The following is a 26,794-nucleotide window of genomic DNA, read 5'->3' on the forward strand; positions in this document are numbered from 1 at the left end:
GATGGAGGTCAAGGACGCCAACGGCGCCGTCCTGAAGGACGGTGACAACGTCACCCTCATCAAGGACCTCAAGGTGAAGGGCACCTCCGTCACCCTGAAGCGCGGCACCCTGGTGAAGGGCATCCGCCTCACCGGCGACCCCGAGGAGATCGACTGCCGGGTCGAGAAGGTGAAGGGCCTGGTGCTGCGCACCGAGTTCGTGAAGAAGGCGTGAGGCGCCCACGCGGCGGCCAGATCGCGGACCGATAGAAAATGCCCGGACATCGTCCGGGCATTTTGCGTTCCCGGGGGCTCCGGCGCGGCACATGCGCGGCCGGCGGCGGCGCGTTCGCGCCTTCCCCAGCGCCACCTTTCCAATCGTTCATGTGGCCGCCATGGTGCGGTCAGGTTCGCGGCGCCACAAGGGCGGCGACCCTTCAGCGGAGACGATGCCGGTGCGCGCCCTTCTTTCCCTTCTCGGCGACATCCGCCGCCTTGCGCTCCCCTATTTCCGGAGCGAGGAGCGATGGGTGGCCATCGGCCTGCTGGCGGCCGTCATCGCGCTGGAGCTCGCCTGGGTGGGCGCGACGGTGATCCTCAACGAATGGAACGTCGCCTTCTACAATGCCATCCAGGATAAGGACTTCGCCGCGTTCCAGAAGCAGCTTCTCATCTTCTGCGCCATCGCGGTGTGCGCCATCTGCGTGGCCGTCTACCAGATCTACCTGAAGCAGTGGCTGGAGATCCGCTGGCGGCGCTGGCTCACGCAGCGCTACCTTCACGCCTGGCTCTCCGATGAGGTCCACTACCGCCTGCGCCTCTCCGGCGACGCAGCCGACAACCCCGACCAGCGCATCGCCGAGGACGTGCAGCTGTTCGTGGGGCGCACCATCGGGGTGGGCATCGGCCTGCTCGGCACGGTGGTGTCGCTCATCTCCTTCTCGGTGATCCTGTGGAACCTCTCGGGCCCACTCGCCTTCTCCCTGTTCGGGCACGCGCTCTCGGTGCCGGGCTATCTGTTCTGGGCGGCGCTGGTCTATGCGGCGGCTGGCACCTGGATCGCCCATTTCATCGGCCGCCCGCTGGTGCGCCTGAATTATGACCAGCAGCGCTACGAGGCGGACTTCCGCGTGGACCTGGTGCGCGTGCGCGAGAATGGCGAGCAGATCGCGCTGCTTCACGGCGAAGGAGCGGAGGACCGCAAGCTGGAAGGCCGCTTCACCCACGTGTGGGGCAATTTCTTCGCTCTGATGAAGGCGCAGAAGCGCCTCACCTGGTTCACCGCGGGCTACAATCAGATCTCCACCATCTTCCCCTATGTGGTGGTGGCGCCGGCCTATTTCTCCGGCCAGATCCAGCTCGGGCAACTAATGCAGACCGCCTCGGCCTTCGGCTCGGTGCAGGGGTCCTTCTCCTTCTTCGTGGCGAGCTACGTCACGCTGGCGGAATGGGTCTCCGTGGTGCAGCGCCTCACCGGCTTCGAGCAGGCCATCGCCCGCGCGCGGGCCCAGGCGGAAAGCCCGGCCTTCGCCGCGGCCGCCCATACGGAGGGGCCCGCGCTCGGCCTCTCGGGGGTGGAGGTGCGCCTGCCCGGCGGCGCGCCGCTGCTGGCGACCGGCGAATTGTCCATCGATCACGGCGAATGCGTGCTCATCACCGGCCCTTCGGGCGCCGGCAAGAGCACGCTGCTGCGCGCTATCGCCGGCATCTGGCCCCATGGCGAGGGGCGGATCGCCCGCATGGCGGGGCAGACGGTGATGGTGCTGCCGCAGAAGCCCTATGTGCCCGCCGGCCGGCTCGACTCGGCGCTCGCCTATCCCCGCCCGGCCGAAAGCGTGCCGCGCGGTGCGGCGGAGGCCGCGCTCCAGGCGGTGGGCCTTTCCGGGCTCGTGGCGCGGCTTGATGAGGAGGCGCTCTGGCCCCATGTGCTCTCCCTGGGCGAGCAGCAGCGCCTCTCCATCGCCCGCGCGCTTCTGGAAAAGCCGGACGTGCTGCTGCTGGACGAGGCGACCTCCGCCCTCGACGAGGCGGCGGAAGCGCAGCTCTACCGCCTGCTGCGCACGGCCCTGCCCGGCGCCACCTTCATCTCCATCGGCCATCGCTCGACCCTGGTGGGCCTGCACGACCGGGTGCTGCACCTCGACGGCGATGCCGCCCCGCGCACCCTGAAGCCGGCCACCGCGCCCCGTCTGCAGCCGGTGTGAGGCGAAGGCCCGTGCGCTTTTCGCGCGGGCCTTCGACCGGGCCGGTGCGGCGCTTGAGCGACGCCCGGCTGGCGGCGCTCTCAGCTCTTCGCCGGGCTGCGGGCGAGGGCGAGGCCATCGCGCATGGAAAGCGCCATCAGCGTGATGTTGAACGCGCCGGCCGCCAGCTCCAGGGCCTGGATGGCGACGAAGGCCATGTCGAACAGGCCGGCGGCCGCGCGCGCCTGAAGGAACACGGCGCACGGCAGCAGCACCAACAGGCCGTTGAGGGCGATGACGGGCATCCGCCGCTTCTTGGCGCGGATGCGCGGCGCCTGCGCGCGGCCGGCGAGGCGAAAGCCGGTGGCGCCCGCCGTCGCCATGGCCGGCACCAGCACCACCATGCCCCACAGGATGGCGGTCTTCACCTGCGCCACCAGGGCGCCGTCGCCGAAGGCCTCGGTGGCGACGGTGGAGGTCCAGAACAGCAGGATGGTGGCGAGCGCGATGCCGCCGGCCACGGGGTGGATGCGGCGGATCACGGCTCCTCCTCCTTGCCGCCGGTGTCCGGGGTGGCCTCGGCGTGGCGGGCGAGAGCCTCGGTGAGGCGGTGGAGCACGTCCGTCGCCTGCGCCATGGCGGGCGCCGAGGCGGTGGCGGCCAGCGCGTCCGCCAGGGGCGCCCAGCAGGCGCTTGCGGCGGCGAAGGCCACCGTGCCCTCGGGCGTGAGCTGCACCAGCTTGGCCCGCTTGTGGTGCGGGTTCGGCGCGAACCGGACGAAGCCCAGGGTGGAAAGATCATCCACCACCCGTTGCACGGACTGGCGGGTGAGGCCCATGTTGCGGGCGATGCCGGCCGTGGGCAGCCCGCCCCCGGCCTCGGTGATGGCGCCCAGCACCTGCCAGCGGGCGCTGGTGAGGCCGAGCGGCGCCACCAGCGTGTCGCCGGCGGCGATGAGCGCGCCGTTGAGGCGGAACACCTCCAGCACCAGCCGGCTGGTGGGGTGGGTGAAGGGATCGAATATCTGGTCCATATCGACAGCGTTATGTCTAAACGACAGTCCACTGTCAATATTGGAAGTGCGCTGTCATGTTGCGCGGCAAAGGACCGGGCCGCCTGCGTACGGTGGCGTGCATCGGTGGCGGGAAGCGCCTATATGCGCCTCATGAGCCAGACGCCGCCCCTCGTGTTCGATCGCGCCCTGCTGCGCCGCCGCCTCGCCCGCGCCGTGCGCCTGGGGCCGGAGGCCTTCCTTCTCGACCGGGTGGCCGAAGATCTGGCCGACCGGCTCTCGGCCGTGAAGCGGCGCTTCTCGACCGCGCTTGATCTTGGCACCCCCACCGATGCGCTGGCACGGGCCCTTGCCGGCCATCCGGCGGTGGAGCGCCTGTTCTCGGCCGCGCCGCTGGCGGAGGGGCTGGGCATCCGCCGCGCGGCCGCGGTGGCGGATGAGGAGGCGCTGCCCTTCGCGCCCGGCTCGCTCGATCTGGTGGTTTCGGCGCTGGCCCTGCAGGGGGTGAACGATTTGCCGGGTGTGCTCGCTCAGGTGCGCCGCGCGCTGCGGCCCGATGGGCTGTTCCTCGCCGCATTCGTGGGCGGCTCCAGCCTCACCGAGCTGCGGCAGGCCTTCGCCATCGCCGAGAGCGAGACCACCGGCGGCATCTCGCCCCGCGTCGCGCCGTTCGCCGATGTGCGGGACCTTGGCGGGCTGCTGCAGCGCGCCGGTTTCGCCCTGCCGGTGGCGGATACGGACCGCATCGTGGTGCGTTATGGCTCGCCATTCACCCTGTTCGGGGAGTTGCGCCGCATGGGCGCGGCCAATGCGCTGGCGGAGCGGCGCCGCGTGCCCCTGCGGCGCGACACCCTGATGCGCGCGGCGGAGGTCTATGCGGAGCGCTTCAGCGATTCGGACGGGCGGCTGCGCGTGACCTTCGACATCGTCTGGCTCTCCGGCTGGGCGCCGCACGAGAGCCAGCAGAAGCCGCTTGCGCCCGGTTCCGCCAGAATGAGCCTCGCCGCCGCTCTGAACGCCACCGTACCTCCGGCGGACAGCGGCGTTTGATATCAAAGGCCCGTGAGTGTTTCTCATGGGTCTTTGGCCGAATGCCGCGCGACGCCTGTGCCGAATTCGGCCGGCGGCAAGCGAAGGCCGGAGCAGCCGGCATGAGGCCTCCGCGCGGCGCTGGCCCGGCCGGCCTTGACGCGCGGCGGCAAAGCGGCAGCATCACCGTCGGAACCTGATCCTACAGCAGGGGTGCGCATGGCCGGTTTCGTCTTCAACACGCCCGCGCGGATCGTCTGCGCCGCCGGGGCGGCAGGGCAGGCGGGCGAGCACTTCCGCGCGGCCGGTGTCGGCCGCGTGCTGGTGGTGACGGACACCGGCGTGGCGCGTTCCGGCGGGCTCTCCATCGTGCTCGATGCCCTGCGCGCGGCGGGCGTGGCCCATCGCGTGTTCCAGGAGGTGCCGCGCGGCCCCGATGACGCGACGGCGATGGCCGCCGCCGCAGCTGCCGTGGAGATGAAGGCCGAGGGCGTGCTTGGCCTCGGCGGCGGCTCGGTGCTCGATGTGGCGAAGCTCGCCGCCTTGCTCGCCACCGGGCGTGATGCCCTTTCGGAGATCTATGGCGCCGGCCTTGCCGCCGGGCCGCGCCTGCCGCTGGTGCTGGCGCCCACCCTCGCCGGCAGCGGCGCGGAGGCGACGCCCATGGCGCTGGTGAGCGCGGGCGGGGAGAAGAAGGCGGTGGTGGCCGCCTGCCTCGTGGCCGATGCCGCCCTGCTGGATGTGGACCTTACCCTCACCGCCCCGCCGGCCGAAACTGCCGCGGCGGGCGTGGGAGCGGTGGCGCTGGCGGTGGAGGCCTTCACTTCCACCCATGCCAATGCCAATCCGCTCTCGCGGGCCCTGGCGGAAGGCGCGTTGAGCCTCCTTGCCTGGGCGCTGCCGCTGGCGGTGCGGGAGGGGACGGACCGGCGGGCGCGCCAGGCGCTGCTCTCCGCCTCGCTCATGGCCGGGCAGGCGAGCGCCAACGCGCCGGCGGGCGCGGCCCATGCGCTCGCCTATCCCGTGAGCGTGCGCCACGGCCTGCCTGCCGGGCTCGCGGCGGCGCTGCTGCTGCCGCACGTGGTGCGCTTCAACATGCCGGCCGCCGCCCATGCCTATGCGGACCTGCTGCCCCGCCTGTTTCCGGAGGCGCCTTCGGCAGGCGATTCCCAGGTGCGGGCGGAGGCGTTCGCGGCGCGGCTCAGCGCCCTGCTTTCCCTCATCGGCCTGCCCGATACCCTGGATGGCGCGGGCCTCGGGCGCAGCGATCTTGCAGCTTTCGCCAGCGCGGCGCAGCGCCAGGGGCGGCTTCTTGCCAATAATCCGCGCCCGCTGTTGGCGCAGGATATCTCGGCGCTCTACAAGGCGGCATGGGGGTAGAGCGGGGCCGCAGCGCCCCATGGCACCCCCGCGAACGGGGAGGACACCATGAGCGGCACCGAGGCGACGGCCAGGCAGGCGGGGCGGGAGGAGCCGGCCCTGCGGAGCGATTTTCCCCACCTCCTCACCCTCAGCACCCGCTGGGCGGACGTGGACGTCTACGGCCATGTGAACAACGTGGTCTATTATTCTTACTTCGACACGGTGGTGAACGAGCACCTCATCGCCCATGGCGTGCTCGACCCGCAGGCGAGCGCGGTGATCGGCCTGGTGGTGGAGACGCGCTGCACCTATTTCCGCTCGCTCACCTTTCCGGCGCCAGTGGTGGCCGGCATGCGGGTGGCGAAGCTCGGCTCCTCCTCGGTGCGCTACGAGATCGCCCTGTTTCAGGGGGAGGACGCGCGGGCTGCGGCGCAGGGGCACTTCGTCCATGTCTATGTGGACCGGGCCAGCCAGCGGCCGGTGCCGCTGCCCGAGGCCGTGCGCCGGGTGCTTGAGCCCCTAGCGGTTTGAGCGGGGCCCCACAGGATCCGTCGCGGGCCTTCGGCCTGATCCGGCGGGCCTGGGGCGTGTGCCTGGGGAGCGATATCGGGCAAAGAAAAAGCCGGCCCGCGCAAGCGGACCGGCTTTCTTCCGATAGTGGAGCCAAACGCACTCAGCAGATGTACTGGGCACCGTTGATGGTCAGGGTCGAGCCGGTGACGAAGGAAGCTTCGTCCGACGCCAGGAACACGACGCCGCGGGCGATGTCCTCGGGCTCGCCGAGGCGGCCGACCGGGATGGTGGCGACGATCTTGGCGAGGATTTCGGCGGGCACCGCGCGCACCATCTCGGTGCCGATATAGCCGGGCGCGATGGCGTTCACGGTGATGCCGTGCTTGGCCGATTCCTGGGCGAGGGCCTTCACGAAGCCGATCTCGCCGGCTTTGGCGGCCGAATAGTTGGTCTGGCCGAACTGGCCCTTCTGCCCGTTGATGGAGGAAATGCACACGATACGGCCGAAGCCGCGCGCGCGCATGCCCTCGATCACGTTGCGGGACATGTTGAAGGAGCTCGACAGATTGGTGCCGATCACCGCGTTCCACTGCTCCAGCGACATCTTGTGCAGGGGCGCGTCGCGGGTGATGCCGGCGTTGTTCACGAGAACGTCGACCGGGCCGACCTCGGCTTCCACCTTCGCGACGCCGTCCTTGCAAGCGTCGAAATTGGAGACGTCCCACTTGAAGTTGGGGATGCCCGTCTTCTCGGTGAAGGCCTTGGCGGCATCGTCGTTGCCGGCGTAGTTGGCGGCCACCGTGTAGCCTGCCGTCTTGAGCGCGATCGAGATGGCCTCACCGATACCGCGTGTGCCACCCGTAACCAATGCGACGCGCGCCATAGTTCCCTCCATACATGTTGGCTCGACCAAGTTTAAAGTGAACATTCCGAAACGGATCGAGCCACGCTCGGATTGTATCTAAGGACTTCTCGAAACGGTTGCGAGTGTCTCGGACCGCGACCTTCGATCGCGGTCCGATTTTTGACAGTAGCGTGACGAATCAATCCCGCTCAAGGCACATGGCGATGCCCATGCCGCCGCCGATGCACAGCGTGGCAAGGCCCTTTTTCGCATCCCGCTTCTGCATTTCATGCAGGAGGGTGACGAGAATACGGGTGCCCGAGGCGCCGATGGGGTGGCCGATGGCGATGGCGCCGCCGTTCACGTTCACCTTGGAGGTGTCCCAGCCGAGGCCCTTGTTGACGGCGATGGCCTGGGCGGCAAACGCCTCGTTGGCCTCGATGAGGTCGAGGTCGGACGCGCTCCAGCCGGCCTTCTCCAGCGCCAGCTTGGAGGCCGGGATGGGACCGGTGCCCATGATGGAGGGATCGACGCCGGCCTGGGCCCAGGAGACGATGCGCGCGAGCGGGGTCTTGCCCTCGGCCTTGGCCTTGGCGGCGCTCATGAGCACCACGGCGGCGGCGCCGTCGTTGATGCCAGAGGCGTTGCCGGCGGTCACGGTACCGTCCTTGGCGAAGGCAGGCTTCAGCTTCTCCATGCTTTCCAGCGTGGCGCCGTGGCGGATGTATTCGTCCTCGGAAACCACCACTTCGCCCTTGCGGGTAGAGATGACGACGGGGACGATCTCATCCTTGAACTTGCCGGCCTTCTGGGCCGCCTCGGCCTTGTTCTGGGAGGCGACGGCGAATTCGTCCTGCTCCTTGCGGGTGATCTGGAACTGCTTCGCGACGTTTTCGGCGGTGACGCCCATGTGGTAGCCGTTGAAGGCATCCCACAGGCCGTCCTTGATCATGGTGTCCACGAACTCGAGGCCGCCCATGCGCTGGCCGTTGCGCAGGTGCGCGGCGTGTACGGACTGGCTCATGGATTCGTGGCCGCCGGCCACAACCACTTCGCTGTCGCCGTTGGCGATGGCCTGGGCGCCGAGCGCGACGGTGCGCAGGCCCGAGCCGCACACCTGGTTCACGGTCCAGGCCGGGCTCTCGATCGGCACGCCGGCCTTGACGGAGGCCTGGCGGGCGGGGTTCTGGCCCTGGGCGCCACTGAGCACCTGGCCGAGGATGACCTCGCTCACGTTGGCGGAGGGAACGCCGGCCCGCTCCAGCGCCGCCTTCACGACGATGGCGCCGAGCTCATGCGCGGGCAGCGGCGCCAGGGCGCCGTTGAACGAGCCGACGGGGGTGCGCGCCGCGGCGACGATGACGACCTCGTCCTTCATGATCTTCTCCTGGGGCTTGGAACTGGCGGACTCTGGAAAGGCGGGGCGGCTTGGCGCCGCTTATGGATGCCGGGCATTATATCGAGATCGGCCACGGCTTTGTGTCAATGATCCATGTCATGGAATACCGGCATTCGGCGGAGCCATGAAATGATGACAGGGTGCGGCGTCATGGAACGATCTCCTGTCATGAAGCGATGTCACGTCGCGGCCGATGCTGGCAAGTCCGACATGCGGTGGGGGCCGCGGTTGCATCGCACAGCCTGCACGCGCGCTGCACATAATTTGGTAGCTATGGGGGTGGAAACGCCCTAACGTGACAACACCCCCAAGGAATTTGGATGACCGGACGATGGCAAAATCACAAGAGCCAGTCACCATCAAGAAATACGCCAACCGTCGCCTGTATAACACCGGCACGAGCACCTACGTGACTCTCGAAGACCTCGCCAACATGGTGAAGGACGGCGAGGATTTCGTCGTATACGACGCGAAGAACGGTGAGGATATCACTCACTCGGTGCTCACGCAGATCATCTTCGAGCAGGAAAACAAGGGGCAGAATCTTCTGCCTATCACCTTCCTGCGGCAGATCATCCGGTTTTACGGTGACAGCATGCAGATGCTGGTGCCTCGCTATCTGGAAGCATCCATCGACAGTTTCACCAAGGACCAGGGAAAGTTCCGGGACCATGTCACGAAGACGCTGACTGGCGGCGGTTTCACTGGTCTCGATGATCATGTGCGGCGCAACATGGACATGTTCGAGCGCGCGTTCCACATGTTCCTGCCGTTCCCGAAGACTGACGAGGAAGGCGGCGAAGGCGCCGTGTCGCAGGCCGAGGGCGTCGTGCCGCCTGTCCAGGCGCCGCAGACCGCGGCCACGCCCGGCGCGCAGGACGAGCTGGACGTGCTGAAGCAGCAGATGGCGGCCATGCAGGCCAAGCTGGAGCAGCTCGTGGCGCGCCCCGCCGAGTCGCCGGCACCGCCGGCCCCGATTCCGCCGGCCCCCGTCGAGACGGTTCCCACTGCCACGCCGCCGTCCGAAGAGACGCCGGATGCGCCGAAGCTAGGCGAAGGCTTCGGCGGCAACGGCTGACCCTCGGCCTTTCGACCCGAACGATCGACGGCCCATCCCGCCTCGCGGGATGGGCCGTCTGCGTTTCAGGGAAGCTTCGCGCGGAGGGCTGTCCTTATTTCATCGACCCGGGTCTTCGGCTGGCGCCAGCTCAGCTTCGCTCAATTGTCGCGCCGACGTGACCGGAGACCTGTGAAAAAGGCGCGCAGGTCTGTGTATCACGCCGCGTCCGGACGAACCGCGAGGTCGCGCTGGGCGACGCGGATCGACACCGAGAAGCCGGCCACCACATCTACTAGCATCACGCACAGCAGCAGGGCGAACACCGAGTTGCCCGCCTGCGCCACCAGCAGGAATTCAGCGAGGCTCACCACGAACAGCAGAATCGACAGCATGTGGTCGATGAGCGAGCGGGAGCTGATGCGGGTGGATTTGAGGATCTCGAAGAAGAGAAACAGCAGGCAGACCGCCACGAAGGCCTCCGCAAGCGTGATCTTCCACTGCGCGCCGGACAGCATGGAGATGAGGGCGAGCTGCGAGCTCCAGTCGAGGCTCGGCGTCAGGAACGCGACGATGTTGAAGAGCGCCAGGGGAATGATCAGCAGCGGCACGGGCGTCAGCATATGATGCTCCTTGGGACGGAGCCCCGCATGACGCGCGCGGGGCCGGACAGGCCGGCACCTTGCTCCGGGGAGTGTCACCGTTCCGTTTCCGAGGCGCGCGGTTTGCGTCGCTACCGGCTGAGGACTTGGCGGGCGTGTGGGGAGGGCGCCGGCCGGCAAGGGACCGGGTGGTGCACGGCTGTCACGGCGGCGGCGATCGCAACCCGGGCTTCAGGCGGCTGTGCGACGCGCAGATTCGGCGGGGGAAATGATCGCAGGACACCGCCTTGCGGCCCGGCGGGAGAGGATGGGGCGGGAGAATCGCCCGCCGCTGTCACGGTGGGCTCGCGCTGCTCCGGTCATGGTCGGCACCGGCGCCTGCGCATTCCAGCCGAATCGTGCCGTGGCGCTGCCGCGGGCTGAGCACCCCCGCGGAATGGCCGCGGGCGGTGCGGGATGGAAAATCGGGCCTGGGCCCGATCAATCATGATCCGGGGATCGGCCGCGGCCGATCAGCCCCTTCGGATCAGACCTCGGCCTTGGGCTTGAGGATCTGGCGGCCCTTGTACATGCCGGTCTTGAGATCGACGTGGTGGGGACGGCGCAGCTCGCCGGAATCCTTGTCCTCCACGTAGGTGGGCTGCTTCAGCGCGTCGGCCGAGCGGCGCATGCCGCGGCGGGACGGCGAGGTTTTTCTCTTGGGGACGGCCATTGTCCAAACTCCTGAAGACGAGACATCCTAAGACAGGTCTCGCCCACTGCGGCGGTTCGCGCGAGCCTCTGCGAAACCTCTTCTTATCTGAAGGCGCGCCTTATACAGGCTCTTGAGCCGGAGCGGAAGCCCCCCACACGGCCGCTTGTGCGCAAGCATCCTTCGGGCGTGCGCCTCAACAATGCCCACTTGCCAGTCAAGGAGAGCTGCGCAACGGTGCGCCCCGTTCCGGCGCGCGTCATTCGGGTGTGCGCCGTTATGGGGCTCGCCCCAATCCCCGAGGAAACCGGACCCATGAAGCGTTCCGTCCACACCGCCGCGCTCGCGGCTGCTCTCGCCTCGTCCGTCGCCTTCGTTTCCCTTTCCGCTCCGGTCCTCGCCCAGTCGGCGGCGCCCGCCGCCAAGGCCGCCGATGCGAAGGCGGCCGATCCTGACGCGGTGGTGGCCACCGTCAACGGAACGCCCATCCGCGCGAGCGAGGTCGCCATCGCCGCCGAGGATATCGGCCCCGGCCTGCCGCCGCAGCTCCAGGGCGCGGCCCGCCAGGAATACGTGCTCTCCTTCCTGACCGACATGACCCTGCTGGCCCAGGCGGGCGAGGCGCAGAAGCTGGACCAGACGCCGGCCTTCAAGGAGCGCCTCGCCTACGCCCGCACCAAGGCCCTCATGGAAGCGCTGATGACCCAGGAGGCCAAGAAGGCGGTCTCCGAGGAGATGAAGCGCAAGACCTACGAGGAATTCGTGAAGTCCTCCCCCGCCGACGAGGAGGTGCACGCGCGCCATATCCTGGTGGACGACGAGGCGAAGGCCAAGGAAATCGCCAAGAAGGCCAAGGCTGGCGAGGACTTCGCCAAGCTCGCCAAGGAATATTCGAAGGACGGCGCCGACGACGGCGGCGACCTCGGCTATTTCACCAAGGAGCAGATGGTGCCCGAGTTCGCCGAGGCCGCCTTCAAGCTCGACAAGGGTCAGGTTTCCGATCCCGTGAAGAGCCAGTTCGGCTGGCACGTCATCAAGATCGAGGACAAGCGCAGCAAGCCCGTGCCGAGCTATGAGCAGGTGGAAGGGCAGGTGGAGCAGTATCTGGTGCGCAAGGCCCAGGCCGATCTCGTCACCAAGCTGCGCGCCGATGCCAAGGTGGAGAAGGCCGCCGGCGCTCCCGCCCCGGTGCCCGCCACCCCGGCCGCGCCCGCGGCGGCGCCTGCCGCTGCGGCGGAACCGGCGAAGAAGTGAGATCGCGCCTGCGATCATGAAAAGGGGCGCTGCGGCGCCCCTTTTTTGTTGTGCGCGCCGGCTTGGCGCAGGTCATCCGGTCCAGGTCACATCGTCTCGATCTCGTCCCGCGCCTGCTTGGCGAGCATGTCTGCGCTCAGCATCTTGTCGCTGGCGGCATCGTGGACCAGGGCGCCGAAGTCCTTGGCGAAAGCGGCGGCAACGCCCAGCGCGCTCACCTTCTCGCGCGGATCGCCGCCCCATTTGATGTCGATGGCCACATCCTGCCCGTTCAGCGCGGCCTTGAGCTGGGGCAGGGCATTAAGGTCCGCGTCCACATCGTGAAAGCGGATGGTGAAGCCGGCATCCTCGCCGTCGAAGGTGCAGGGCAGATAGCCCGCGGATTTCAGCGGCACATAGCCGTCATCCAGGGTCAGCTTCAGCTTCAGCGTGTCGAGGGCGGCCTGCAGGGCGTTGCGGTCGGGCACGCCGGCGCGGGGGAGATAGGCAATGAGGGCACGGGCCATGACGGCTCCTTTGAACAAAAGACGAAAACAACATGCGCTGCACCGCGCTTGACCGTTCCGGGCGGGCTTTCGACCACCCTTGGAGGGCGCGCAAAAGCGCCGCGCGGGCTTTTTCAATAGCGCGAGCTTAAGGCGGCGCGGGCCGGAAGGGGAAGGGTAAACAAAAAGGGCGGCCCCACCGGAGCCGCCCTTTGTCTCATGCTCGTCTGTGCCGCGCTCAGGCGCGGGCGGCGTCCAGCTCGGCCACGATCGCCTCGCCCATGCCCTGGGTGGAGATCACGTCCGCACCCGGCGTGCGGATGTCGGCGGTGCGCTTGCCGGCGTCGAGCACGCCGGAGATGGCGGCCTCGATGCGATCGGCCACCTCGCCCTGGTTGAAGGAGTAGCGCAGCGCCATGGCCAGGGAGCCGATCATGGCGATGGGGTTGGCGATGCCCTTGCCGGCGATGTCGGGGGCCGAGCCATGCACCGGCTCGTACATGGCCGAGCGCTTGCCGGTGGCGGCGTCCACCGCGCCGAGGGAGGCGGAGGGCAGCATGCCGAGCGAGCCGGTGAGCATGGCGGCGATGTCGGAGAGCACATCGCCGAACAGGTTGTCGGTGACGATCACGTCATACTGCTTCGGCCAGCGCACGAGCTGCATGGCGAGCGAATCGGCCAGGTTGTGCTCCAGCTCCACGTCCTTGTAGTCGGCGTCGTGCACCTGGGTCACGACCTCCTTCCACAGCACGCCGGTGCGCATCACATTGTGCTTCTCGGAGGAGGTCACCTTGTTGCGCCGGGTGCGGGCCAGCTCGAACGCCACGCGGGCGATGCGGTCGATCTCGTAGGTCTCGTAGACCTGGGTGTCGACGGCGCGCTTCTGCCCGTTGCCGAGGTCGGTGATGGTCTTGGGCTCGCCGAAATAGACGCCGCCGGTGAGCTCGCGGACGATGAGGATGTCGAGCCCCTCCACCACGTCGCGCTTGAGGGAGGAGGCGTCCGCCAGCGCCGGGTAGCAGATGGCGGGGCGCAGGTTCGCGAACAGCTGCAGGTCCTTGCGCAGGCGCAGCAGGCCGGCTTCCGGGCGCGCCTCATAGGGCACGTTCGCCCACTTGGGGCCGCCCACGGCAGCGAGCAGCACGGCATCCGCCGCCTGGGCGCGGGCCATGGCGGCATCGGTGATCGCCACCTTGTGCGCGTCATAGGCACTGCCGCCCACCAGGTCCTCCTCGATGGCGAACGAGGCGAGGCCCTCGCGCTCCAGCCAGGCGATAACACGCTTTACCTCGGTCATCACTTCCGGGCCGATGCCGTCGCCGGCGAGAAGAAGAAGCTTGTGGGTGGCCATGGATGTTTCCTTCGTCTGTTGCAGGGGCGGCTCGCCGCGATTCTGGCGCGCGTGGCGCCGGCGGCGGGCCCTCACCCTGGGGCGACCGGCGGGAGTGCTAGGACTTTAGCGGTGCGAGCGCAAGGCGCCGCCGGGCGGTGCGGCGGCTCGCGGCCGGCTTATGGCGCGCGCCGTCCGCCGCGCCGCGTCGCCACCACGGCGCCGCCCACGATGAGCGCGCAGGCCAGCGCCAGAGCGGGGGTGGGCGCGGCATAGCCCGCCGCTACCAGCAGCAGGGTGGAGAGCACCGGCGCCGCATAGGAGGCGACGCCCAGCAGGCGCACGTCGCCTTTCTTCATGCCGATGTCCCAGGCGTAGAAGGCAAGGCCCACCGGCCCCAGGCCCAGCGCCGCCACCGCCGCCCATTCGGTAACACCCACCGGCCACACGGTCTCCTCCCAGGCCAGGTGGCACAGGCCGGCGAGGAGCGCCGTGACGAGGCAGAAGCCGGCGACCGCATGGGTGGGCACATCGGCGAAGCGGCGGGACGCCACCGAATAGACGGCCCAGATGAAGGCGCAGGCGAAGGCGGCGAGATAGCCGGGTACATAGCGCCCCTCGATGCCGGAGAAGCCACCCTTGCCGAGCAGCAGCACCACCGTGCCCGCGAACCCCAGGAGCGCGCCGAGCACATGGGCGCGCCTGAGGCCCCCGCCCGGCAGGGTGGCGGAGAGCAGCACGATGAGCAGCGGCCAGAGATAATTGATGAGCCCGGCTTCCGCCGGCGGCGCCAGCTTCAGCGCGGCGAAATAGAGAAAATGGTAGCCGAACAGCCCGCCCACGCCGTGCACATAGGCCATGGGCCGCTGCACCAGCACCCGCAGCCCCGGCCCGGCGAGCGCGGCGCCGAGCCCCACCAGCCCGCCGATGGCGAAGGTGAGGGCGGTGAGCTGGAAGGCGGGCACCCGCCCGGTGGCGGCGGTGAGCAGGGCCAGCGTCGCCCAGAGCGCGATGGCGAGAAGACCGGTGCGGGTGGCGATGGCCGGGGTCATGGCGGGAGGTCCGGGCGGGGCGCCCTCGGCGGGGCCGGTTGGCGCCGCGCCGACAGGCCGTGATGGCTGGCGCGGCGGGAGGAAGGGCCACGCCTCGGGGCAGGCCACGGGCATTCGGTCCGGGCCGGATGGCCGCCATGGGCAGAAGCGCACGGCAGAGGCGCGGGCGCGGGCCCCTGCGGCGAGCCATCGGTGGTTCGGAGGGGGCGCTCCACCGATACGCATCGCGAGACGCGCGGGCTCGTCGATGCCGGGCGAGCCGGCTCAGGGGCCGAGCAGGTCGATCAGCGGCGGGATCAGCGGCTCGTCGGCGGGCGGCATGGCCAGCTCGCGCAGCTTGCCCGGCCGCACCCACTTGAGGTCCTGGTGCTCCTTGCGGGTCACCGGGCCGTCCCAGCGCCGGCAGATCCACAGGGGCATGAGCAGGTGGAAATCCTCATAGGCGTGGCTGGCGAAGGTGAGGGGGGCAAGGCAGGCCTCCTTCACCGTGATGCCCAGCTCCTCGTCCAGCTCGCGGATGAGAGTCTCTTCGGGCCGCTCGCCGGGCTCCATCTTGCCGCCGGGAAACTCCCACAGGCCGGCCAGCGCCTTGCCCTCCGGGCGCTGGGCCACCAGCACCCGGTTGTCGGCATCGATGAGCGCGCAGGCCACCACCAGGGTGATCTTCACGAGCGATAGTCCCCGTTGATGGCGACATATTCCTTCGTGAGGTCGCAGGTGAGCACCCGGTCCGAGCCGCGGCCGAGGCCCAGGTCCACGGTGAGGTCCACCACAGGGTTCTTCATGTAGGCGGAGGTGAGCGCCTCGTCGTAATCGGGGTCGCGCGCGCCCTGGTGGGCGACGCGGATGTCGCCGAAGGAGATGGTGATCAGGTCGCGGTCCGCCGGCTCACCGGCCTTGCCGATGGCCATCACCACGCGGCCCCAGTTGGCGTCCTCGCCGGCGATGGCGGTCTTCACCAGAGGCGAATTGGCGATGGACATGGCGACGCGCCGCGCCGACTTCTTGGAGACGGCGCCGTTCACCTGCACGCGCAGCAGCTTGCGGGCGCCCTCGCCGTCGCGGGCCACCTGTTCGGCGAGGTCGGCGAGCAGCTCGAACAGGGCGCGGCGGAAGGCCTTGAGGCGCGGGTCGTCCACGTCCTTGATGCGCGGCGCGCCGCGCTCCTCGGCCACGCCGGTGGCGAACAGGAGCAGGGTGTCGGAGGTGGAGGTGTCGCCGTCGATGGTGACGGCGTTGAACGAATCCTTCACGCCCTTGGAGAGCAGCTTCTGCAGCACGTCGGCGGCGATGGGTGCGTCGGTGAAGACGAAGGAGAGCATGGTCGCCATGTCCGGGGCGATCATGCCGGCGCCCTTGGCGATGCCGTTGATGCGCACCGGCACGTCATCCAGCAGCACCTCGGCGGCGGCGAGCTTGGGGAAGGTGTCGGTGGTCATGATGGCGCGGGCGGCGTCCATCCAGGGATAATCCACCAGCCGTCCGGCGGCTTCGGACAGGGCGGGCTCGAATTTCGTGGCGTCCAGCGGCTCGCCGATGACGCCGGTGGAGGCGAGGAACACCTCGTTCGGCTTGCAGTCGAGATGGGCCGCGGCGATCTCGGCGGTGAGCTTCACCGCCTCGCGGCCCTTCTTGCCGGTGAAGGCGTTGGCGTTGCCGGAGTTCACCACCAGCGCGCGGGCCTTGCCCTTCTTCAGCAGGTCGCGGCACCACTCCACCGGCGCCGAGGGGCACAGGGAGCGGGTGGTGACGCCGGCCACCGTGGTGCCCGGCACGAACGACATGACCAGCACGTCCGTGCGCCCCTGGTAGCGGATGCCCGCGGCGGCGGTGGTGAGAACCACGCCGGGCACCGGCTGGAGCTGGGGCACGAACTGGGGGGCGAGAGGCGAGATGGACGACGACATGAGGCGATCCCCGCAAGAGGTCCGTCCTCCCGCCGGGCGGCGGGGCGGCACGGTCTCCGAGAGCAGATGGGCGACGGGCCCAGGAACCGGGATGTTCGTTCCGCCTCGCGGCAAACGGGCGCTCCCGGCGCCCCTCGTGTGCCGCACCCGGCGGGCGCTGGCAAGGGGCGCCGTGGCGGCGCCGGCCGGCATGCCGGCTAAGGGGACCGGCCGGCGTCGGCCCGGTCCCGGTGGGGATCAGATGCGCGGGACGATGATAAGCCGCTCCACGGGCTTGCCGCCCAGGAGGTGGGAGGAGACGATCTCGTCGATATCCTCGGGGGTCTTGGGCGTGTACCAGATGCCCTGGGGATAGACGACCATAATGGGCCCGGCCGAGCAGAAGCTGAGGCAGCCGGAGGCGGTCATGGCGATGTCGCGGCGGCCGGAGGCCTCGAGCTGCTTGCCCAGGCGGTCCCACAGGGGCTGGGCGCCGTTGGCGCCGCAGGAGCCGCGCGGATGCTGCGGCGGGCGCTGGGTGAAGCAGCAGAACACATGGTGCGTGTAGACCTGGGGGATCTCCAGGACTTCGGCGCTTTCAGCGACTTCGGACATGGCGGCTCTTCGATTAGGGCTCCGGAGCCTGGAAACATTCAAAATCCGTGCCGCATTCGTGCAGATTTGAGATAAGTCAAATTCCGCAAGGTGTTGGACGTGCCCGGGATGTGGGCGGCATCGCCGCACCTCCAGCGCGCATGGCACAAGTGCGACACGGTCCGGTGCCCGATTGTCCCGGATCGCACGGGCCGGAACGCAAACGGCCGGGCGCAGGGCCCGGCCGTCGGTGGGGTGAGGAAGGGCCTCAGCGGCCCACGAACAGCTCGTCGAGCTTGGCGCCGGAGGCGAAATGGTCGGCCTGGACCTTGTCCCAGCCGCCGAACACCTCCTCCACCTTCACGAGGCGAACCTCGGGGAACTGGTCCTTGTACTTGGCGGCCACCTCCGGGTTCACCACCCGGTGGAAGGCCTTGGCGGCCACTTCCTGGCCGGCGGGGGAGTAGAGGAACTCCAGGTAGGCGGTGGCGGCCGGGCGCGAGCCGCGCTTGTCCACCACCTTGTCCACCACCGCCACCGGGAACTCGGCGAGCAGGCTCACCGAGGGGGCGATGGCCTGGAGCTTGCGGTCGGGGTAGAGGCCCTGGATGGCACGGGTCTCGGCCTCGAAGGTCACCAGCACGTCGCCGGTCTCGCGCTCCGCGAAGGTGGTGGTGGCGCCGCGGCCCCCGGTGTCGAACACCGGCACGTTGGCGAGCAGCTTCTTCACGAAGGCGTCGGCCTTGGCGGTGTCGCCCTTGTTCTTCTCCAGCGCATAGGCATAGGCGGCGAGATAGGTGTAGCGCGCGTTGCCCGAGGTCTTGGGATTGGGGAAGATGACCTTCACGTCCTCGCGGACGAGATCGTCCCAGTCCTTGATGTTCTTCGGGTTGCCCTCGCGCACCAGGAACGAGGGGAAGGAATAATAGGGCGAGGCGCTGTTGGGGAACTTCTTCTGCCAGTCCTTGGCGACGAAGCCGGCCTTGGCCAGCACGTCCACGTCGGTCACCTGGTTGAAGGTCACCACGTCCGCCTCCAGCCCTTCCAGGATGGCCCGGGCCTGGCGGGAGGAGCCGGCGTGGCTCTGGTTCACGGTGAGCTGCTGGCCGGTCTTCTCCTTCCACGCCGGGATGAACAGCGCGTTCTCCGCCGCGAACAGCTCGCGGGCGATGTCATAGGAGACGTTGAGGATGGAGTCCGGCCCCGGCGCGGGCTGGGCCGTCTGGGCGAGGGCGGGCAGCGCGGCGGACGCGACGGCGCCGGCAAGCACCGAAGCGAGGAAGGCCCGGCGGTGGATCATGGATGGACTCCCAAATTCACATTTCACGTACGTTTAAAAACGTATTTCACGTGATTCATGGATAGCATGTGAAAATGGGCCTGTGAACTACCTCTCATCACCTATCGTCATTGTCGATTTAAGGACGCGCGTCTCCAGGCGCGGCAGCACCGGGGGCAGGCGCGTCACGGGGGGGAGGGCGGGGCGCCTTCAGTCCCGGTCTTCGTGCGCGAGGGTGCGGAAGTGGCCGCGCGCCTGCAGGAAGGCCAGCAGGGCAAGGCCCGGCAGCCCCGCCAAGGCGGTGATGACGAAGAACACCGGCCAGCCCGTGGCTTCTGCGATGAAGCCGCCGCCGGAGGCCAGGAACGTGCGGCCCACGGCGGTGAGCGCGGTCAGCAGGGCATATTGGGTGGCGGTGTGGGCGCGCGCGCCGCACAGGGCCGAGAGGTAGGCCACGAAGATCACGGTGCCGATGGCGCCGGTGAAATTCTCCACCACGATGGTGGCGGTGAGCGCCGCCGCGTTCACGCCGATGAGGGCCTGGGCGGTGAAGGCGAGATTGGAGAGGATCTGCAGCACCCCGCCCACCCACAGGCAGGTGGCGAGCGGCAGGGCGCGGGCGATAAAGCCGCCGGCGAAGCCGCCGAGCAGCGCCGCGCCCAGCCCCACGCCCTTCACGATGCCGGCGTAGGTCGCCTTGTCGAAGCCTATGGAGATGACGAACGGCGCCGTGAGCACGCCGGCGAAGGCATCGCAGAACTTGTAGAGCAGAACGAACAGCAGGATCGTCACCGCCTGCTCGCGCGCCAGGAACTCGCTGAAGGCGCCGATGGCGGTGGAGGTGACGCGGGCCACCGCGCCCACCCCCTCCTCGCGCACGGGGGCGGCGGGCTCGCGCGCCATGAGGGTGGCGAGCATGCCCACGGCGACGAAGGCCGCCGCCGCCACATATCCCCAGAACCACACGTCGGCCCGCACGGCGCCGTGCGCCTCCAGATAGGCCACGAGGGCGATGACGCCGGCGCCGGACACGAGCATGCCGATGCGGTAGGCGGCCACATAGCCGGCCATGCCGGCCGCCTGCTCGGAGGTATCGAGCCGCTCCACGCGGAAGGCGTCCACCACGATGTCCTGGGTGGCGGAGACGGTGGCCACCACCAGCGCCCCCAGCGCCACCATGAAGGGCGAGGCGAGGGGGTTCTGCGCCCCGAGGAAGAGGATGCCGGCCAGGAGCGCGAGCTGGGTCGCCAGCAGCCAGCCCCGCCGCCGCCCCAGCAGGCGCGAGAGCACGGGCACGTCGAGCGCGTCCACCAGCGGCGCCCAGATGAACTTCAGCGTGTAGGGCAGACCCACCAGCGAGAACAGGCCGATGCTGCCGAGGCTCACGCCGCTCTCGGTCATCCACACCGAGAGCGTGGTGCCGGTGAGCGCCAGCGGCAGGCCGGAGGAGAAGCCGAGCAGAATCACCACCAGCACGCTGGGGCGCGCATAGACGGTGAGGGCATCGAGGAAGGAGCGCCGCGCCGCGGGCGTCGAGGGGGCGGTGTGGTCGCTCATCGTGGGTCCACGCGAAATCCGGTCGGTTGCCTGTCGCGGTGGCGGCTCGCCGCGCGCGGGGCCGCAGTGAACACCGGGTGCGTTAAGAAAACGCCTCCGCCGGGCACCCGCGCCGGGCTCAGGCCTGGGTCCACAGGCCGGTCTCCACCTTGGAGACGGCGATCACGGCCTGGGTGCGGCTTTCCACCCCGAGCTTCTGCAGGATGGCGGAGACGTGGGCCTTCACCGTCGCCTCGGACACAGAGAGCTCGTAGGCGATCTGCTTGTTGAGGCGGCCCTCGGCCAGCATCATCAGCACCCGCACCTGCTGGGGCGTGAGGGTGGAGAGGCGGGCGATGATGGCGTCGGTCTCTCCGTCGCCGCCGGCGCCGGGGGCGATGTCCGGCGGCACGAAGGCTTCGCCCTTCAGCACGTCGGAGATGGCGTCGCGCATCTGCCGCGTGTCCATGGTCTTGGGAATGAAGCCGGAGGCGCCGAGATCGAGGCAGCGGCGGATCACCGCCGGCTCCTCGTTGCCGGAGACCACCACCACGGGCAGCGTGGCATATTGCGCGCGCAGGTAGATGAGGCCGGAGAAGCCGCGCGCGCCGGGCATGGTGAGATCGAGCAGGACGAGATCCAGCTCGTTGTCGCGGTCCAGGAAAGCGGTGAGCGCGTCGAAGGTGCCGACCTCGATGATGGTCGCGCGCGGGTGGTGGCTCAGCACAGCTTCCTTGAGGGCGCCGCGGAACAGGGGATGGTCATCGGCGATGACCAGACGCAATTCACTTCCCGCGGCTTCTCCCAATGCACCCTCCCCGGAAGCTTCTGCGTTTTTACCCGTTCCCGGACACATTCTTCCTCGCCGCGCACCGCCCGCGCAACGAATCATCTTTCGAAATCATCGATCCGTGGCGAAGCTGTGGCAAGCGGATGCCTCAAACTCCTGCGTGACCGGTGAAGGCAAATACCACTTCCCGTCTGTGTTGTGCATTCCGGTGCTCCACGAGGTAGACGCCCTGCCACGTGCCGAGGGCAAGGCTCCCCTCGCTCACCGGAATGGAGAGGCTCACCCCGCTGAGGAAGGTGCGGATGTGGGCGGGCATGTCGTCCGGCCCCTCGGTGTCGTGCACCCAGCCGGCATCCCGCGGGGCGAGCCGGCCGAGGGCCGTGAGCAGGTCGCGCTGCACGTCGGAATCCGCGTTTTCCTGGATGGTCAGGGATGCGGAGGTGTGCCGGCAGAATGCGGTGAGCACCCCTTCGCGGGCGCCGATCTCCACCAGGAAGGCTTCCGCCTCGCGGGTGATCTCGGTGAAGCCCTCGCCCTCCGTCGGCACCGTCAGCCGGCATTCGGCATGGGTGTCGATGGGGCTCACGCGGGCGGGGGTGCGGTCGAGACGGAACATGGTGGCATGCCTGCACTGCATCGGTTGCGGGACTGTATTGCCTCTCGCGGCCCGGCCTGCAACCTTGACGCCGCCCGATTAGTGACTCGCGAGGCAGGAGCCCCGATGTCGAAGCTCGTTCTCGATTCCGTGGTGTTTGAGGAGTCCGCCGTCGCCGTCGACACGCGGATGGTGAATGACGCCATCGTGAAGGCGATGCTGGCGGTGCCTGACCGGTGGCTGGTGCCGCTGCCCCTGGTGCGGGCGGCGCGGCTCGCCGGCAAGGGCACCTTCGCCCTGCCGCCCGAGAGCCCGCGCGCCCACGTGGAGACCATTCCCGGCCCGCGCGGGCCCATCCCACTGCGCATCCTGATGCCGGACGGCGCGCCGAAGGGCGTCTATCTCCATATCCACGGCGGCGGCTGGACCCTGGGCTCGGCCCGCGAGAACGAGAACCTCACGGACCGCATCGCCGCGCGCTGCGGCCTCGCGGTGGTCTCGGTGGACTACCGGCTCGCGCCGGAGGAGCCCTATCCCGCCGGCCCGGATGACTGCGAGGCGGCAGCGCTGTGGCTGTTGCGCGAGGCGCAGAACCGCTTCGGCACCACTCGTTTCGCCATCGGCGGCGAATCGGGTGGGGCGACGCTGGTGGTCGCCACCCTCGTGCGCCTGCGCGACCGCCACGGCATTACGCCCTTTTCCGCCGCGAACCTCACCGCCGGCTGCTACGACCTGCGCCTCACCCCTTCGGTGCGCAACTGGGGCGACCTGCCGCTCGTCATCAACCGCAGCGACGTGGAACATTTCATCACCGGCTACCTGCGCCTGGAAGGCCGCGCCGACGACCCGGACGTCTCGCCCTTGCTCGCCAACCTGAAGGGCCTGCCGAAGGCGATGTTCACGGTGGGCACCCGCGATCCCCTGCTCGACGACACGCTGTTCATGGCCAATGCCTGGCTCGCCGCCGGCAACGAGACCTCGCTCGGCGTCTATCCCGGCGGCTGCCACGTCTTCATCGGCTTCCCCGGCACCCTGGCCGACCAGGCGCTGAAGAAGATGGACGAGTTCCTCTCCACCTTCTGACGTGGCGCCGGCTCAGAGCGTCTCGCCGCGGTCGGGGGCGTTCATCTCGTCGATAAGCTGGCGGAAGCGCCGGTAGAGGTGGGTAGCGTAGTCCAGCGCGCGGTCCATGTCGGAGGGCTCCGCCTGCGGGGGGGCGCCGGGGGCCGTCGCGCCTTTCTTCAGGGCGGCGATCTCGGCCTGAAGGCGGGTGATCTCCGCCTCGTAGGCGTCGCGTGTGTCGGGCACTGCGATGCAGGCGAAGCCGCCCGCGCCCTTGGTGCAGAGCGAGACCTGCCCGGTCTGCGTGTCCATCTTGAGGGCGCCGCCCTCCACGGGCGCGAAGGCGAAGCGCGGCTGCTGCGGCGGCTCGCCCTCGGCGCGGGCCGCGCCCGGCAGGGCGAGCAGTCCCGCCACGGCGAGGGCCACCAGGGCGGGCACGGCGGAACGGGCGGGCATGGTCATCGCGCCTCCTTGCGGGGGAACCTTCGGCCTGGAATGTCCGGCAGGATCGGGGCCGAAGCGGGGCGGCCGCGCCGCTTCGCTCAAACGCCGCGCGGGCTTGAGCAAGGGCTCCTGAGTCATGCGCGCCGGCCTCCGGTCTCAGCCGGCATCGGCGCGGAACGGCGCGCGGCCGCTGGCGAGCGCGTCATCCAGCAGGTCGAGGCGGTCCTGGCCCCAGAACACCTCGCCGTCGAGTACATAGGAGGGGGCGCCGAACACGTCGGCCGCGATCGCCCGGGCGCGGTTCTCCGCGTAGGCGGCGCCGGCGTCCTCGCCGGTTGCCGCTTCCACCAGCGCGGCGCCGGGCAGGCCCGCGGCATCGGCGATGGCGGCCACCTCGGCGGGATCGGCCAGGTTGCGCTGGCCCTGCCACACCGCTGCGAACAGGCCCGGCAGCAGGCGCTCCACCCCGTGGCCAGCCTGGAGCGCGGCGATGACCGTGCGATCGGCCAGGGTGGGATCGAACGGCCAGAAGGCGGGGTGGAGATGGAAATCGATGCCGCGCTTCACGCGCCAGCGCTGCAGTTCCAGGATGCGGTAGCGCTGGCGCTGGGGCGCGCGCTGGGAAAGGGGCAGGCCGCCGCTCTCGGCGAAGACGGGCCCGAGCGCCACCGGGTGGAAGGCGACCTCTGCGCCGTGCCGCGCGGCGACGGCGGTGAAGGGCGCGTGGCCGATGAAGGCCCACGGGCTGATGGTGGAGAAGTAATAATCGATGCGCCGCGCCATGCTTGGTCCTCCGTTGCCGCTCCTTATAGCAGCACCGCGTGTGGCAGGCAGGGCGCGCGACGCTTGCCGGCGGGCCCCCCGGCGGTCCATGCTGTAAAACGCGCGCCGCATCTCGGCGGGAAATGGCATGATCGACAGCAGCTCCCTCGCTTCACGGCTCTCGGCGCTTCAGGCTGATCTTGAAGCCGTCCGCCCGCGGGAGGCCGCCCACGCGGCGGTAGAGCGGGCGCGTGCCGCCGCTGGGGTGGAGCTGAAAGACGCGGAGGCCGCGCTCTCCCGCACGATGGCGTGGGTGAAGGCGCACCCGTTCGCGAGCGCGGGGCTGTGCCTGCTGGCGGGGGTGGTGGCCGGCGGTCTTTGGAAATGGGGCAGGGGACGATGACCGATCTGGATACCCTGGTGCGGAACGCGCGCGTGCTGCTGCGCGCGGATCTCATCATCGCCGAGATCCACCTGCGGCGGGCGGCCACCAAGTCCGCCTTCTTCGCCGTGGCGGGGGTGGTGGGGGCGTTCGGGCTGGTGATGCTGGGCATCGCCGGCTTTCTGGCGCTGGAGGCCCACTACGGCCCCATCCTCGCCGCCCTCATTGTCGGCGGCGGCGCGGTGGTGCTGGCGGGATTGCTCGCCCTTCTCGGCGCCCAGGTGAAGCCGGGTCGCGAGCTTCAGATCGCCAATGAGGTGCACGGCGCCGCCCTCGCCGCCGTCAACAATGATCTGCGGTCAGTGGGGGCAGAGGCGACGCGGCTCGCGGCCTTCGTGCGCAACCCGCTGGACAGCGCCCTGCCGGCGGTGGTGCTGTCGCTGCTCAACACCGTGCTCAAGGGCTTTCGCCGGAAGGGCTGATGCGGCGCCCTTGACCCGCGCGCCCCGCTGCGGCACCCCCGCGGGGTGACTGCCATCGCCGGACGGGTCACGGGAGGATGGCCAATGACCGACGCGCCCCGATGCCCCCATGCGGAGCCTTCCGCCACCGCAGATGCGCGCGCCGCGTCAGTCGAGACCGGTGCCGCGGCACCCCCGCCCGCTTCTTCTCCCGAGCCGTCCGCGCCGCGCTGCCCGGTGGCTCACGGCGCGTCCACGGCGGCGGCGCCCATGGGCGGCATGCCCGCGGATGCGACCCATGACGGGGCGATGCCGCGCGCGAACGTGCGCGAGGGCGGGCAGCCGGTGATGCTGCTCACCGGCGCCTCGCGCGGCATCGGCCATGCCACGGTGAAGCTGTTCTCGGCCGCCGGCTGGCGGGTCATCACCTGCTCGCGCCATGCCTTTCCCGAGAAGTGTCCCTGGGGCGCGGGCCCGGAGGACCACCTGCAGGTGGACCTGTCGAGCCCGGCGAGCACGCTTGCCGCCATCGCCGAGGTCAAGCGCCGCCTGCCCGACGGCGCCCTCCACGCGCTCGTGAACAATGCCGCCATCTCGCCCAAGGGTGAGGGCGGCTCGCGCCTCGGCACCCTCGACACGGATCTCGAAACCTGGGTGGACGTGTTCCAGGTGAACTTCTTCGCGCCCATCATCCTGGCGCGGGGCCTCTCGGCGGAGCTCGAGAAGGCGCGGGGCTCGGTGGTGAACGTCACCTCCATCGCCGGCTCGCGGGTGCATCCCTTCGCGGGGGCGGCCTATGCCACCTCCAAGGCGGCGCTGGCGGCGCTGACGCGGGAGATGGCCTCCGACTTCGGGCGCCGCGGCATCCGGGTGAACGCCATCGCACCGGGGGAGATCGACACGGCCATCCTCTCGCCCGGCACGGAGAAGATCGTGGCGCAGATCCCCATGCAGCGCCTGGGCACGCCGGAGGAGGTGGCAAAGATCATCTACGTGCTGTGCACGGACATCTCGTCCTATCTCAATGGGGCCGAGATCCACATCAACGGCGGCCAGCACGTCTGAGGCCGGGCATGAAAAACCCCTCGTGCCGCGGGGCGCGAGGGGTGTTTGCCGTGGCGCGGCGCCGGGAAGGCGCCGCGGCCGGTTCCGGGCCGCCTGCTCAGGCCGCCTTCTTCTTGGCCTGCACCTCGGCGGTGTAGGCGTCCATGAGCTGGTGGGTGACGCTCGCGGGCGTGAAGTGCCAGTCGGCGATGGAGCCCACCGGCGTCACCTCGGCGGCGGTGCCGGTGACGAAGCACTCGGAGAAGCCGGCCAGCTCCTCGGGCTTGATGTGGCGCTCCTGCACCTCGATGCCGTTGCGATGGGCGAGCTCGATCACCGTCTTGCGGGTGATGCCGTCCAGGAAGCAGTCGGCGAGGGGGGTGTGAATCACGCCGTCCTTCACGAAGAAGATGTTGGCGCCGGTGCACTCGGCCACGTAGCCGCGATAGTCGAGCATCATCGCGTCCGCGAAGCCGCGCCGCTCGGCCCGGTGCTTGGAGATGGTGCAGATCATGTACAGGCCGGCGGCCTTGGCCTTGCAGGGGATGGTCGCCGGGTCGGGGCGGCGGAACTCCGCAAGGTCGATCTTCAGGCCCTTGGTGCGCTGCTCGGGGTCGAAATAGCTCGGCCACTCCCACACGGCGATGGCCAGGTGCACCTTGTTGTGCTCCGCCGCGACGCCCAGCGTCTCGCTGCCGCGCCAGGCGACGGGGCGCACATAGGCGTTGATGAGGCCGTTCTTGTCGAGAGTCGCCTTCTTGGCGGCGACGATCTCGGTCATGGAATAGGGAATGGTGAAGTCCAGGAGCTCGGCGGAATGGCGCAGGCGCTCGGCATGCTCGATGGATTTGAAGATCTCGCCGCCATAGGCGCGCTCGCCCTCAAACACGGTGCTGGCATAATGCAGGCCATGGGTGAGCACGTGAATCTTGGCATCCGCCCAGGGCACCAAGGCGCCGTCGAACCAGATCCAGCCTTCGCGCTGATCCATGGGGATACCGGGTGCGCTCATCGTTCTTGCTCCTGTTCCGGCCGCGTCGTCCGCGCGGCTTTCTCCCGGGACTTCCGCCGAAGGCTGCGGTCGCGGCGCGTGCGTCCTCGGCGCAGAGCCTTTGCAGCGGTCGTCCATGGGAATATCTTTACGCCGGCTCCAGGGAGTGGCAACCG

The 26,794-nt window shown here is 69.5% G+C and carries 29 protein-coding genes and 1 pseudogene; 11 read left to right on the forward strand and 19 right to left on the reverse strand.

Annotated features, from left to right (window positions below; translation table 11 throughout):
• Position 1 precedes the first annotated feature (1 nt).
• Both V5F61_RS07430 and V5F61_RS07435 read left to right on the forward strand, forming a co-directional pair.
• Complete coding sequence (locus V5F61_RS07430; RefSeq protein WP_393988853.1) at positions 2-214, forward strand: alkylphosphonate utilization protein; 213 nt, start codon at positions 2-4, stop codon at positions 212-214.
• Positions 215-434: 220 nt separating this feature from the next.
• Positions 435-2,183, forward strand: a complete 1,749-nt coding sequence (locus V5F61_RS07435; protein ID WP_393988854.1) for an ABC transporter ATP-binding protein/permease — start codon at positions 435-437, stop codon at positions 2,181-2,183.
• Between the two features lie 80 nt (positions 2,184-2,263).
• Here V5F61_RS07435 and V5F61_RS07440 read toward each other — a convergent pair whose 3' ends face one another.
• Together V5F61_RS07440 and V5F61_RS07445 are read right to left on the reverse strand one after the other, a co-directional pair.
• Positions 2,264-2,704, reverse strand: coding sequence for a hypothetical protein (locus tag V5F61_RS07440; protein WP_393988855.1), 441 nt, complete (start codon positions 2,702-2,704; stop codon positions 2,264-2,266).
• Entirely contained in the window at positions 2,701-3,195 is a 495-nt protein-coding gene (locus tag V5F61_RS07445) for a MarR family winged helix-turn-helix transcriptional regulator (protein WP_393988856.1), read from the reverse strand. Before V5F61_RS07445 ends, V5F61_RS07440 begins: the two co-directional genes overlap by 4 nt.
• A gap of 123 nt (positions 3,196-3,318) precedes the next feature.
• Here V5F61_RS07445 and V5F61_RS07450 point away from each other — a divergent pair, with 123 nt between their 5' ends.
• From V5F61_RS07450 to V5F61_RS07460, 3 genes are all read left to right on the forward strand, one after another.
• Positions 3,319-4,224, forward strand: coding sequence for a methyltransferase domain-containing protein (locus V5F61_RS07450; RefSeq protein WP_393988857.1), 906 nt, complete (start codon positions 3,319-3,321; stop codon positions 4,222-4,224).
• Between the two features lie 198 nt (positions 4,225-4,422).
• Positions 4,423-5,583, forward strand: a complete 1,161-nt coding sequence (locus tag V5F61_RS07455; protein WP_393988858.1) for an iron-containing alcohol dehydrogenase — start codon at positions 4,423-4,425, stop codon at positions 5,581-5,583.
• Between the two features lie 48 nt (positions 5,584-5,631).
• Entirely contained in the window at positions 5,632-6,096 is a 465-nt protein-coding gene (locus tag V5F61_RS07460; protein WP_393988859.1) for an acyl-CoA thioesterase, read from the forward strand.
• 142 nt (positions 6,097-6,238) lie between these two features.
• On the opposite strand, the gene phbB is transcribed toward V5F61_RS07460, so the two are convergent.
• Positions 6,239-6,961 carry an acetoacetyl-CoA reductase gene (gene phbB, locus V5F61_RS07465; RefSeq protein ID WP_393988860.1) on the reverse strand — a complete coding sequence of 241 codons (723 nt, stop codon included), beginning with the start codon at positions 6,959-6,961 and terminating at the stop codon, positions 6,239-6,241.
• Positions 6,962-7,121: 160 nt separating this feature from the next.
• Positions 7,122-8,300 carry an acetyl-CoA C-acetyltransferase gene (locus tag V5F61_RS07470; protein WP_393988861.1) on the reverse strand — a complete coding sequence of 393 codons (1,179 nt, stop codon included), beginning with the start codon at positions 8,298-8,300 and terminating at the stop codon, positions 7,122-7,124.
• Positions 8,301-8,652: 352 nt separating this feature from the next.
• Between V5F61_RS07470 and phaR the strand changes: the two are divergent.
• Positions 8,653-9,267: pseudogene (phaR, locus tag V5F61_RS07475) on the forward strand (polyhydroxyalkanoate synthesis repressor PhaR); the annotation flags it as partial.
• A gap of 329 nt (positions 9,268-9,596) precedes the next feature.
• On the opposite strand, the gene V5F61_RS07480 reads toward phaR, so the two are convergent.
• Together V5F61_RS07480 and rpmF are read right to left on the reverse strand one after the other, a co-directional pair.
• On the reverse strand, positions 9,597-10,001 hold the full coding sequence (locus V5F61_RS07480) for a hypothetical protein (protein WP_393988862.1): 405 nt from the start codon (positions 9,999-10,001) through the stop codon (positions 9,597-9,599).
• Positions 10,002-10,506: 505 nt separating this feature from the next.
• The gene (gene rpmF / locus V5F61_RS07485) at positions 10,507-10,692 is read right to left on the reverse strand and encodes a 50S ribosomal protein L32 (protein WP_393988863.1); all 186 of its coding nucleotides are present in this window, start codon (positions 10,690-10,692) and stop codon (positions 10,507-10,509) included.
• Positions 10,693-10,986: 294 nt separating this feature from the next.
• Here rpmF and V5F61_RS07490 point away from each other — a divergent pair, with 294 nt between their 5' ends.
• The gene (locus V5F61_RS07490; protein ID WP_393988864.1) at positions 10,987-11,925 is read left to right on the forward strand and encodes a peptidylprolyl isomerase; all 939 of its coding nucleotides are present in this window, start codon (positions 10,987-10,989) and stop codon (positions 11,923-11,925) included.
• A gap of 86 nt (positions 11,926-12,011) precedes the next feature.
• On the opposite strand, the gene V5F61_RS07495 is transcribed toward V5F61_RS07490, so the two are convergent.
• The 10 genes from V5F61_RS07495 to V5F61_RS07540 form a co-directional block, all read right to left on the reverse strand.
• A complete protein-coding gene (locus tag V5F61_RS07495) occupies positions 12,012-12,431 on the reverse strand; it encodes a hypothetical protein (RefSeq protein ID WP_393988865.1) in 420 nt (139 codons plus the stop codon).
• A gap of 217 nt (positions 12,432-12,648) precedes the next feature.
• Positions 12,649-13,761, reverse strand: coding sequence for a 3-isopropylmalate dehydrogenase (gene leuB / locus V5F61_RS07500; protein ID WP_393988866.1), 1,113 nt, complete (start codon positions 13,759-13,761; stop codon positions 12,649-12,651).
• 158 nt (positions 13,762-13,919) lie between these two features.
• Positions 13,920-14,792, reverse strand: coding sequence for an aromatic amino acid exporter YddG (yddG, locus tag V5F61_RS07505; protein ID WP_393988867.1), 873 nt, complete (start codon positions 14,790-14,792; stop codon positions 13,920-13,922).
• Positions 14,793-15,056: 264 nt separating this feature from the next.
• The gene (locus V5F61_RS07510; protein WP_393988868.1) at positions 15,057-15,461 is read right to left on the reverse strand and encodes a (deoxy)nucleoside triphosphate pyrophosphohydrolase; all 405 of its coding nucleotides are present in this window, start codon (positions 15,459-15,461) and stop codon (positions 15,057-15,059) included.
• Positions 15,458-16,699, reverse strand: coding sequence for a bifunctional glutamate N-acetyltransferase/amino-acid acetyltransferase ArgJ (argJ, locus tag V5F61_RS07515; RefSeq protein WP_393988869.1), 1,242 nt, complete (start codon positions 16,697-16,699; stop codon positions 15,458-15,460). Before argJ ends, V5F61_RS07510 begins: the two co-directional genes overlap by 4 nt.
• Before the next feature lie 237 nt (positions 16,700-16,936).
• Positions 16,937-17,293 carry a (2Fe-2S) ferredoxin domain-containing protein gene (locus V5F61_RS07520; protein WP_393988870.1) on the reverse strand — a complete coding sequence of 119 codons (357 nt, stop codon included), beginning with the start codon at positions 17,291-17,293 and terminating at the stop codon, positions 16,937-16,939.
• A 247-nt stretch (positions 17,294-17,540) separates the two neighbouring features.
• Positions 17,541-18,572: a sulfate ABC transporter substrate-binding protein gene (locus V5F61_RS07525; RefSeq protein WP_393988871.1), complete on the reverse strand. Its 1,032-nt coding sequence runs from the start codon at positions 18,570-18,572 to the stop codon at positions 17,541-17,543.
• 189 nt (positions 18,573-18,761) lie between these two features.
• Entirely contained in the window at positions 18,762-20,108 is a 1,347-nt protein-coding gene (locus V5F61_RS07530) for an AmpG family muropeptide MFS transporter (protein WP_393988872.1), read from the reverse strand.
• Between the two features lie 118 nt (positions 20,109-20,226).
• A complete protein-coding gene (locus V5F61_RS07535) occupies positions 20,227-20,943 on the reverse strand; it encodes a LuxR C-terminal-related transcriptional regulator (protein ID WP_393988873.1) in 717 nt (238 codons plus the stop codon).
• A gap of 82 nt (positions 20,944-21,025) precedes the next feature.
• The gene (locus V5F61_RS07540; protein ID WP_393988874.1) at positions 21,026-21,493 is read right to left on the reverse strand and encodes a secondary thiamine-phosphate synthase enzyme YjbQ; all 468 of its coding nucleotides are present in this window, start codon (positions 21,491-21,493) and stop codon (positions 21,026-21,028) included.
• A gap of 105 nt (positions 21,494-21,598) precedes the next feature.
• On the opposite strand from V5F61_RS07540, the gene V5F61_RS07545 reads away from it, so the two are divergent.
• Complete coding sequence (locus V5F61_RS07545; RefSeq protein ID WP_393988875.1) at positions 21,599-22,555, forward strand: alpha/beta hydrolase; 957 nt, start codon at positions 21,599-21,601, stop codon at positions 22,553-22,555.
• Positions 22,556-22,567: 12 nt separating this feature from the next.
• Here V5F61_RS07545 and V5F61_RS07550 read toward each other — a convergent pair whose 3' ends face one another.
• Positions 22,568-22,996, reverse strand: a complete 429-nt coding sequence (locus tag V5F61_RS07550; RefSeq protein WP_393988876.1) for a hypothetical protein — start codon at positions 22,994-22,996, stop codon at positions 22,568-22,570.
• Between the two features lie 138 nt (positions 22,997-23,134).
• Complete coding sequence (locus V5F61_RS07555; RefSeq protein ID WP_393988877.1) at positions 23,135-23,761, reverse strand: 2-hydroxychromene-2-carboxylate isomerase; 627 nt, start codon at positions 23,759-23,761, stop codon at positions 23,135-23,137.
• Between the two features lie 127 nt (positions 23,762-23,888).
• On the opposite strand from V5F61_RS07555, the gene V5F61_RS07560 reads away from it, so the two are divergent.
• The 3 genes from V5F61_RS07560 (at position 23,889) to V5F61_RS07570 (ending at position 25,648) form a co-directional block, all read left to right on the forward strand.
• Complete coding sequence (locus tag V5F61_RS07560; RefSeq protein ID WP_393988878.1) at positions 23,889-24,143, forward strand: hypothetical protein; 255 nt, start codon at positions 23,889-23,891, stop codon at positions 24,141-24,143.
• Complete coding sequence (locus V5F61_RS07565; protein WP_393988879.1) at positions 24,140-24,604, forward strand: phage holin family protein; 465 nt, start codon at positions 24,140-24,142, stop codon at positions 24,602-24,604. The genes V5F61_RS07560 and V5F61_RS07565 overlap by 4 nt, the downstream gene beginning before the upstream one ends.
• 288 nt (positions 24,605-24,892) lie before the next feature.
• Entirely contained in the window at positions 24,893-25,648 is a 756-nt protein-coding gene (locus V5F61_RS07570; protein WP_393988955.1) for an SDR family NAD(P)-dependent oxidoreductase, read from the forward strand.
• A gap of 97 nt (positions 25,649-25,745) precedes the next feature.
• On the opposite strand, the gene V5F61_RS07575 is transcribed toward V5F61_RS07570, so the two are convergent.
• Positions 25,746-26,639 carry a branched-chain amino acid aminotransferase gene (locus V5F61_RS07575; RefSeq protein WP_393988880.1) on the reverse strand — a complete coding sequence of 298 codons (894 nt, stop codon included), beginning with the start codon at positions 26,637-26,639 and terminating at the stop codon, positions 25,746-25,748.
• Between the last annotated feature and the right edge of the window lie 155 nt (positions 26,640-26,794).

The organism is Xanthobacter sediminis, assembly GCF_043195015.1.
Lineage (GTDB): Bacteria > Pseudomonadota > Alphaproteobacteria > Rhizobiales > Xanthobacteraceae > Xanthobacter.

Bases quoted from the DNA above. Each gene is read 5' to 3' on its own strand.
- V5F61_RS07530 (WP_393988872.1), bottom strand. From the start codon at position 20,108: ATGAGCGACCACACCGCCCCCTCGACGCCCGCGGCGCGGCGCTCCTTC.
- phbB (WP_393988860.1), bottom strand. From the start codon at position 6,961: ATGGCGCGCGTCGCATTGGTTACGGGTGGCACACGCGGTATCGGTGAG.
- V5F61_RS07520 (WP_393988870.1), bottom strand. From the start codon at position 17,293: ATGTCCGAAGTCGCTGAAAGCGCCGAAGTCCTGGAGATCCCCCAGGTC.
- V5F61_RS07560 (WP_393988878.1), top strand. From the start codon at position 23,889: ATGATCGACAGCAGCTCCCTCGCTTCACGGCTCTCGGCGCTTCAGGCT.
- V5F61_RS07480 (WP_393988862.1), bottom strand. From the start codon at position 10,001: ATGCTGACGCCCGTGCCGCTGCTGATCATTCCCCTGGCGCTCTTCAAC.
- V5F61_RS07490 (WP_393988864.1), top strand. From the start codon at position 10,987: ATGAAGCGTTCCGTCCACACCGCCGCGCTCGCGGCTGCTCTCGCCTCG.
- V5F61_RS07460 (WP_393988859.1), top strand. From the start codon at position 5,632: ATGAGCGGCACCGAGGCGACGGCCAGGCAGGCGGGGCGGGAGGAGCCG.
- V5F61_RS07450 (WP_393988857.1), top strand. From the start codon at position 3,319: ATGCGCCTCATGAGCCAGACGCCGCCCCTCGTGTTCGATCGCGCCCTG.
- argJ (WP_393988869.1), bottom strand. From the start codon at position 16,699: ATGTCGTCGTCCATCTCGCCTCTCGCCCCCCAGTTCGTGCCCCAGCTC.
- V5F61_RS07525 (WP_393988871.1), bottom strand. From the start codon at position 18,572: ATGATCCACCGCCGGGCCTTCCTCGCTTCGGTGCTTGCCGGCGCCGTC.
- V5F61_RS07445 (WP_393988856.1), bottom strand. From the start codon at position 3,195: ATGGACCAGATATTCGATCCCTTCACCCACCCCACCAGCCGGCTGGTG.
- leuB (WP_393988866.1), bottom strand. From the start codon at position 13,761: ATGGCCACCCACAAGCTTCTTCTTCTCGCCGGCGACGGCATCGGCCCG.
- V5F61_RS07535 (WP_393988873.1), bottom strand. From the start codon at position 20,943: ATGTGTCCGGGAACGGGTAAAAACGCAGAAGCTTCCGGGGAGGGTGCA.
- rpmF (WP_393988863.1), bottom strand. From the start codon at position 10,692: ATGGCCGTCCCCAAGAGAAAAACCTCGCCGTCCCGCCGCGGCATGCGC.
- V5F61_RS07495 (WP_393988865.1), bottom strand. From the start codon at position 12,431: ATGGCCCGTGCCCTCATTGCCTATCTCCCCCGCGCCGGCGTGCCCGAC.
- V5F61_RS07550 (WP_393988876.1), bottom strand. From the start codon at position 22,996: ATGACCATGCCCGCCCGTTCCGCCGTGCCCGCCCTGGTGGCCCTCGCC.
- yddG (WP_393988867.1), bottom strand. From the start codon at position 14,792: ATGACCCCGGCCATCGCCACCCGCACCGGTCTTCTCGCCATCGCGCTC.
- V5F61_RS07455 (WP_393988858.1), top strand. From the start codon at position 4,423: ATGGCCGGTTTCGTCTTCAACACGCCCGCGCGGATCGTCTGCGCCGCC.
- V5F61_RS07540 (WP_393988874.1), bottom strand. From the start codon at position 21,493: ATGTTCCGTCTCGACCGCACCCCCGCCCGCGTGAGCCCCATCGACACC.
- V5F61_RS07555 (WP_393988877.1), bottom strand. From the start codon at position 23,761: ATGGCGCGGCGCATCGATTATTACTTCTCCACCATCAGCCCGTGGGCC.
- V5F61_RS07570 (WP_393988955.1), top strand. From the start codon at position 24,893: ATGCCGCGCGCGAACGTGCGCGAGGGCGGGCAGCCGGTGATGCTGCTC.
- V5F61_RS07545 (WP_393988875.1), top strand. From the start codon at position 21,599: ATGTCGAAGCTCGTTCTCGATTCCGTGGTGTTTGAGGAGTCCGCCGTC.
- V5F61_RS07565 (WP_393988879.1), top strand. From the start codon at position 24,140: ATGACCGATCTGGATACCCTGGTGCGGAACGCGCGCGTGCTGCTGCGC.
- V5F61_RS07575 (WP_393988880.1), bottom strand. From the start codon at position 26,639: ATGAGCGCACCCGGTATCCCCATGGATCAGCGCGAAGGCTGGATCTGG.
- V5F61_RS07430 (WP_393988853.1), top strand. From the start codon at position 2: ATGGAGGTCAAGGACGCCAACGGCGCCGTCCTGAAGGACGGTGACAAC.
- V5F61_RS07470 (WP_393988861.1), bottom strand. From the start codon at position 8,300: ATGAAGGACGAGGTCGTCATCGTCGCCGCGGCGCGCACCCCCGTCGGC.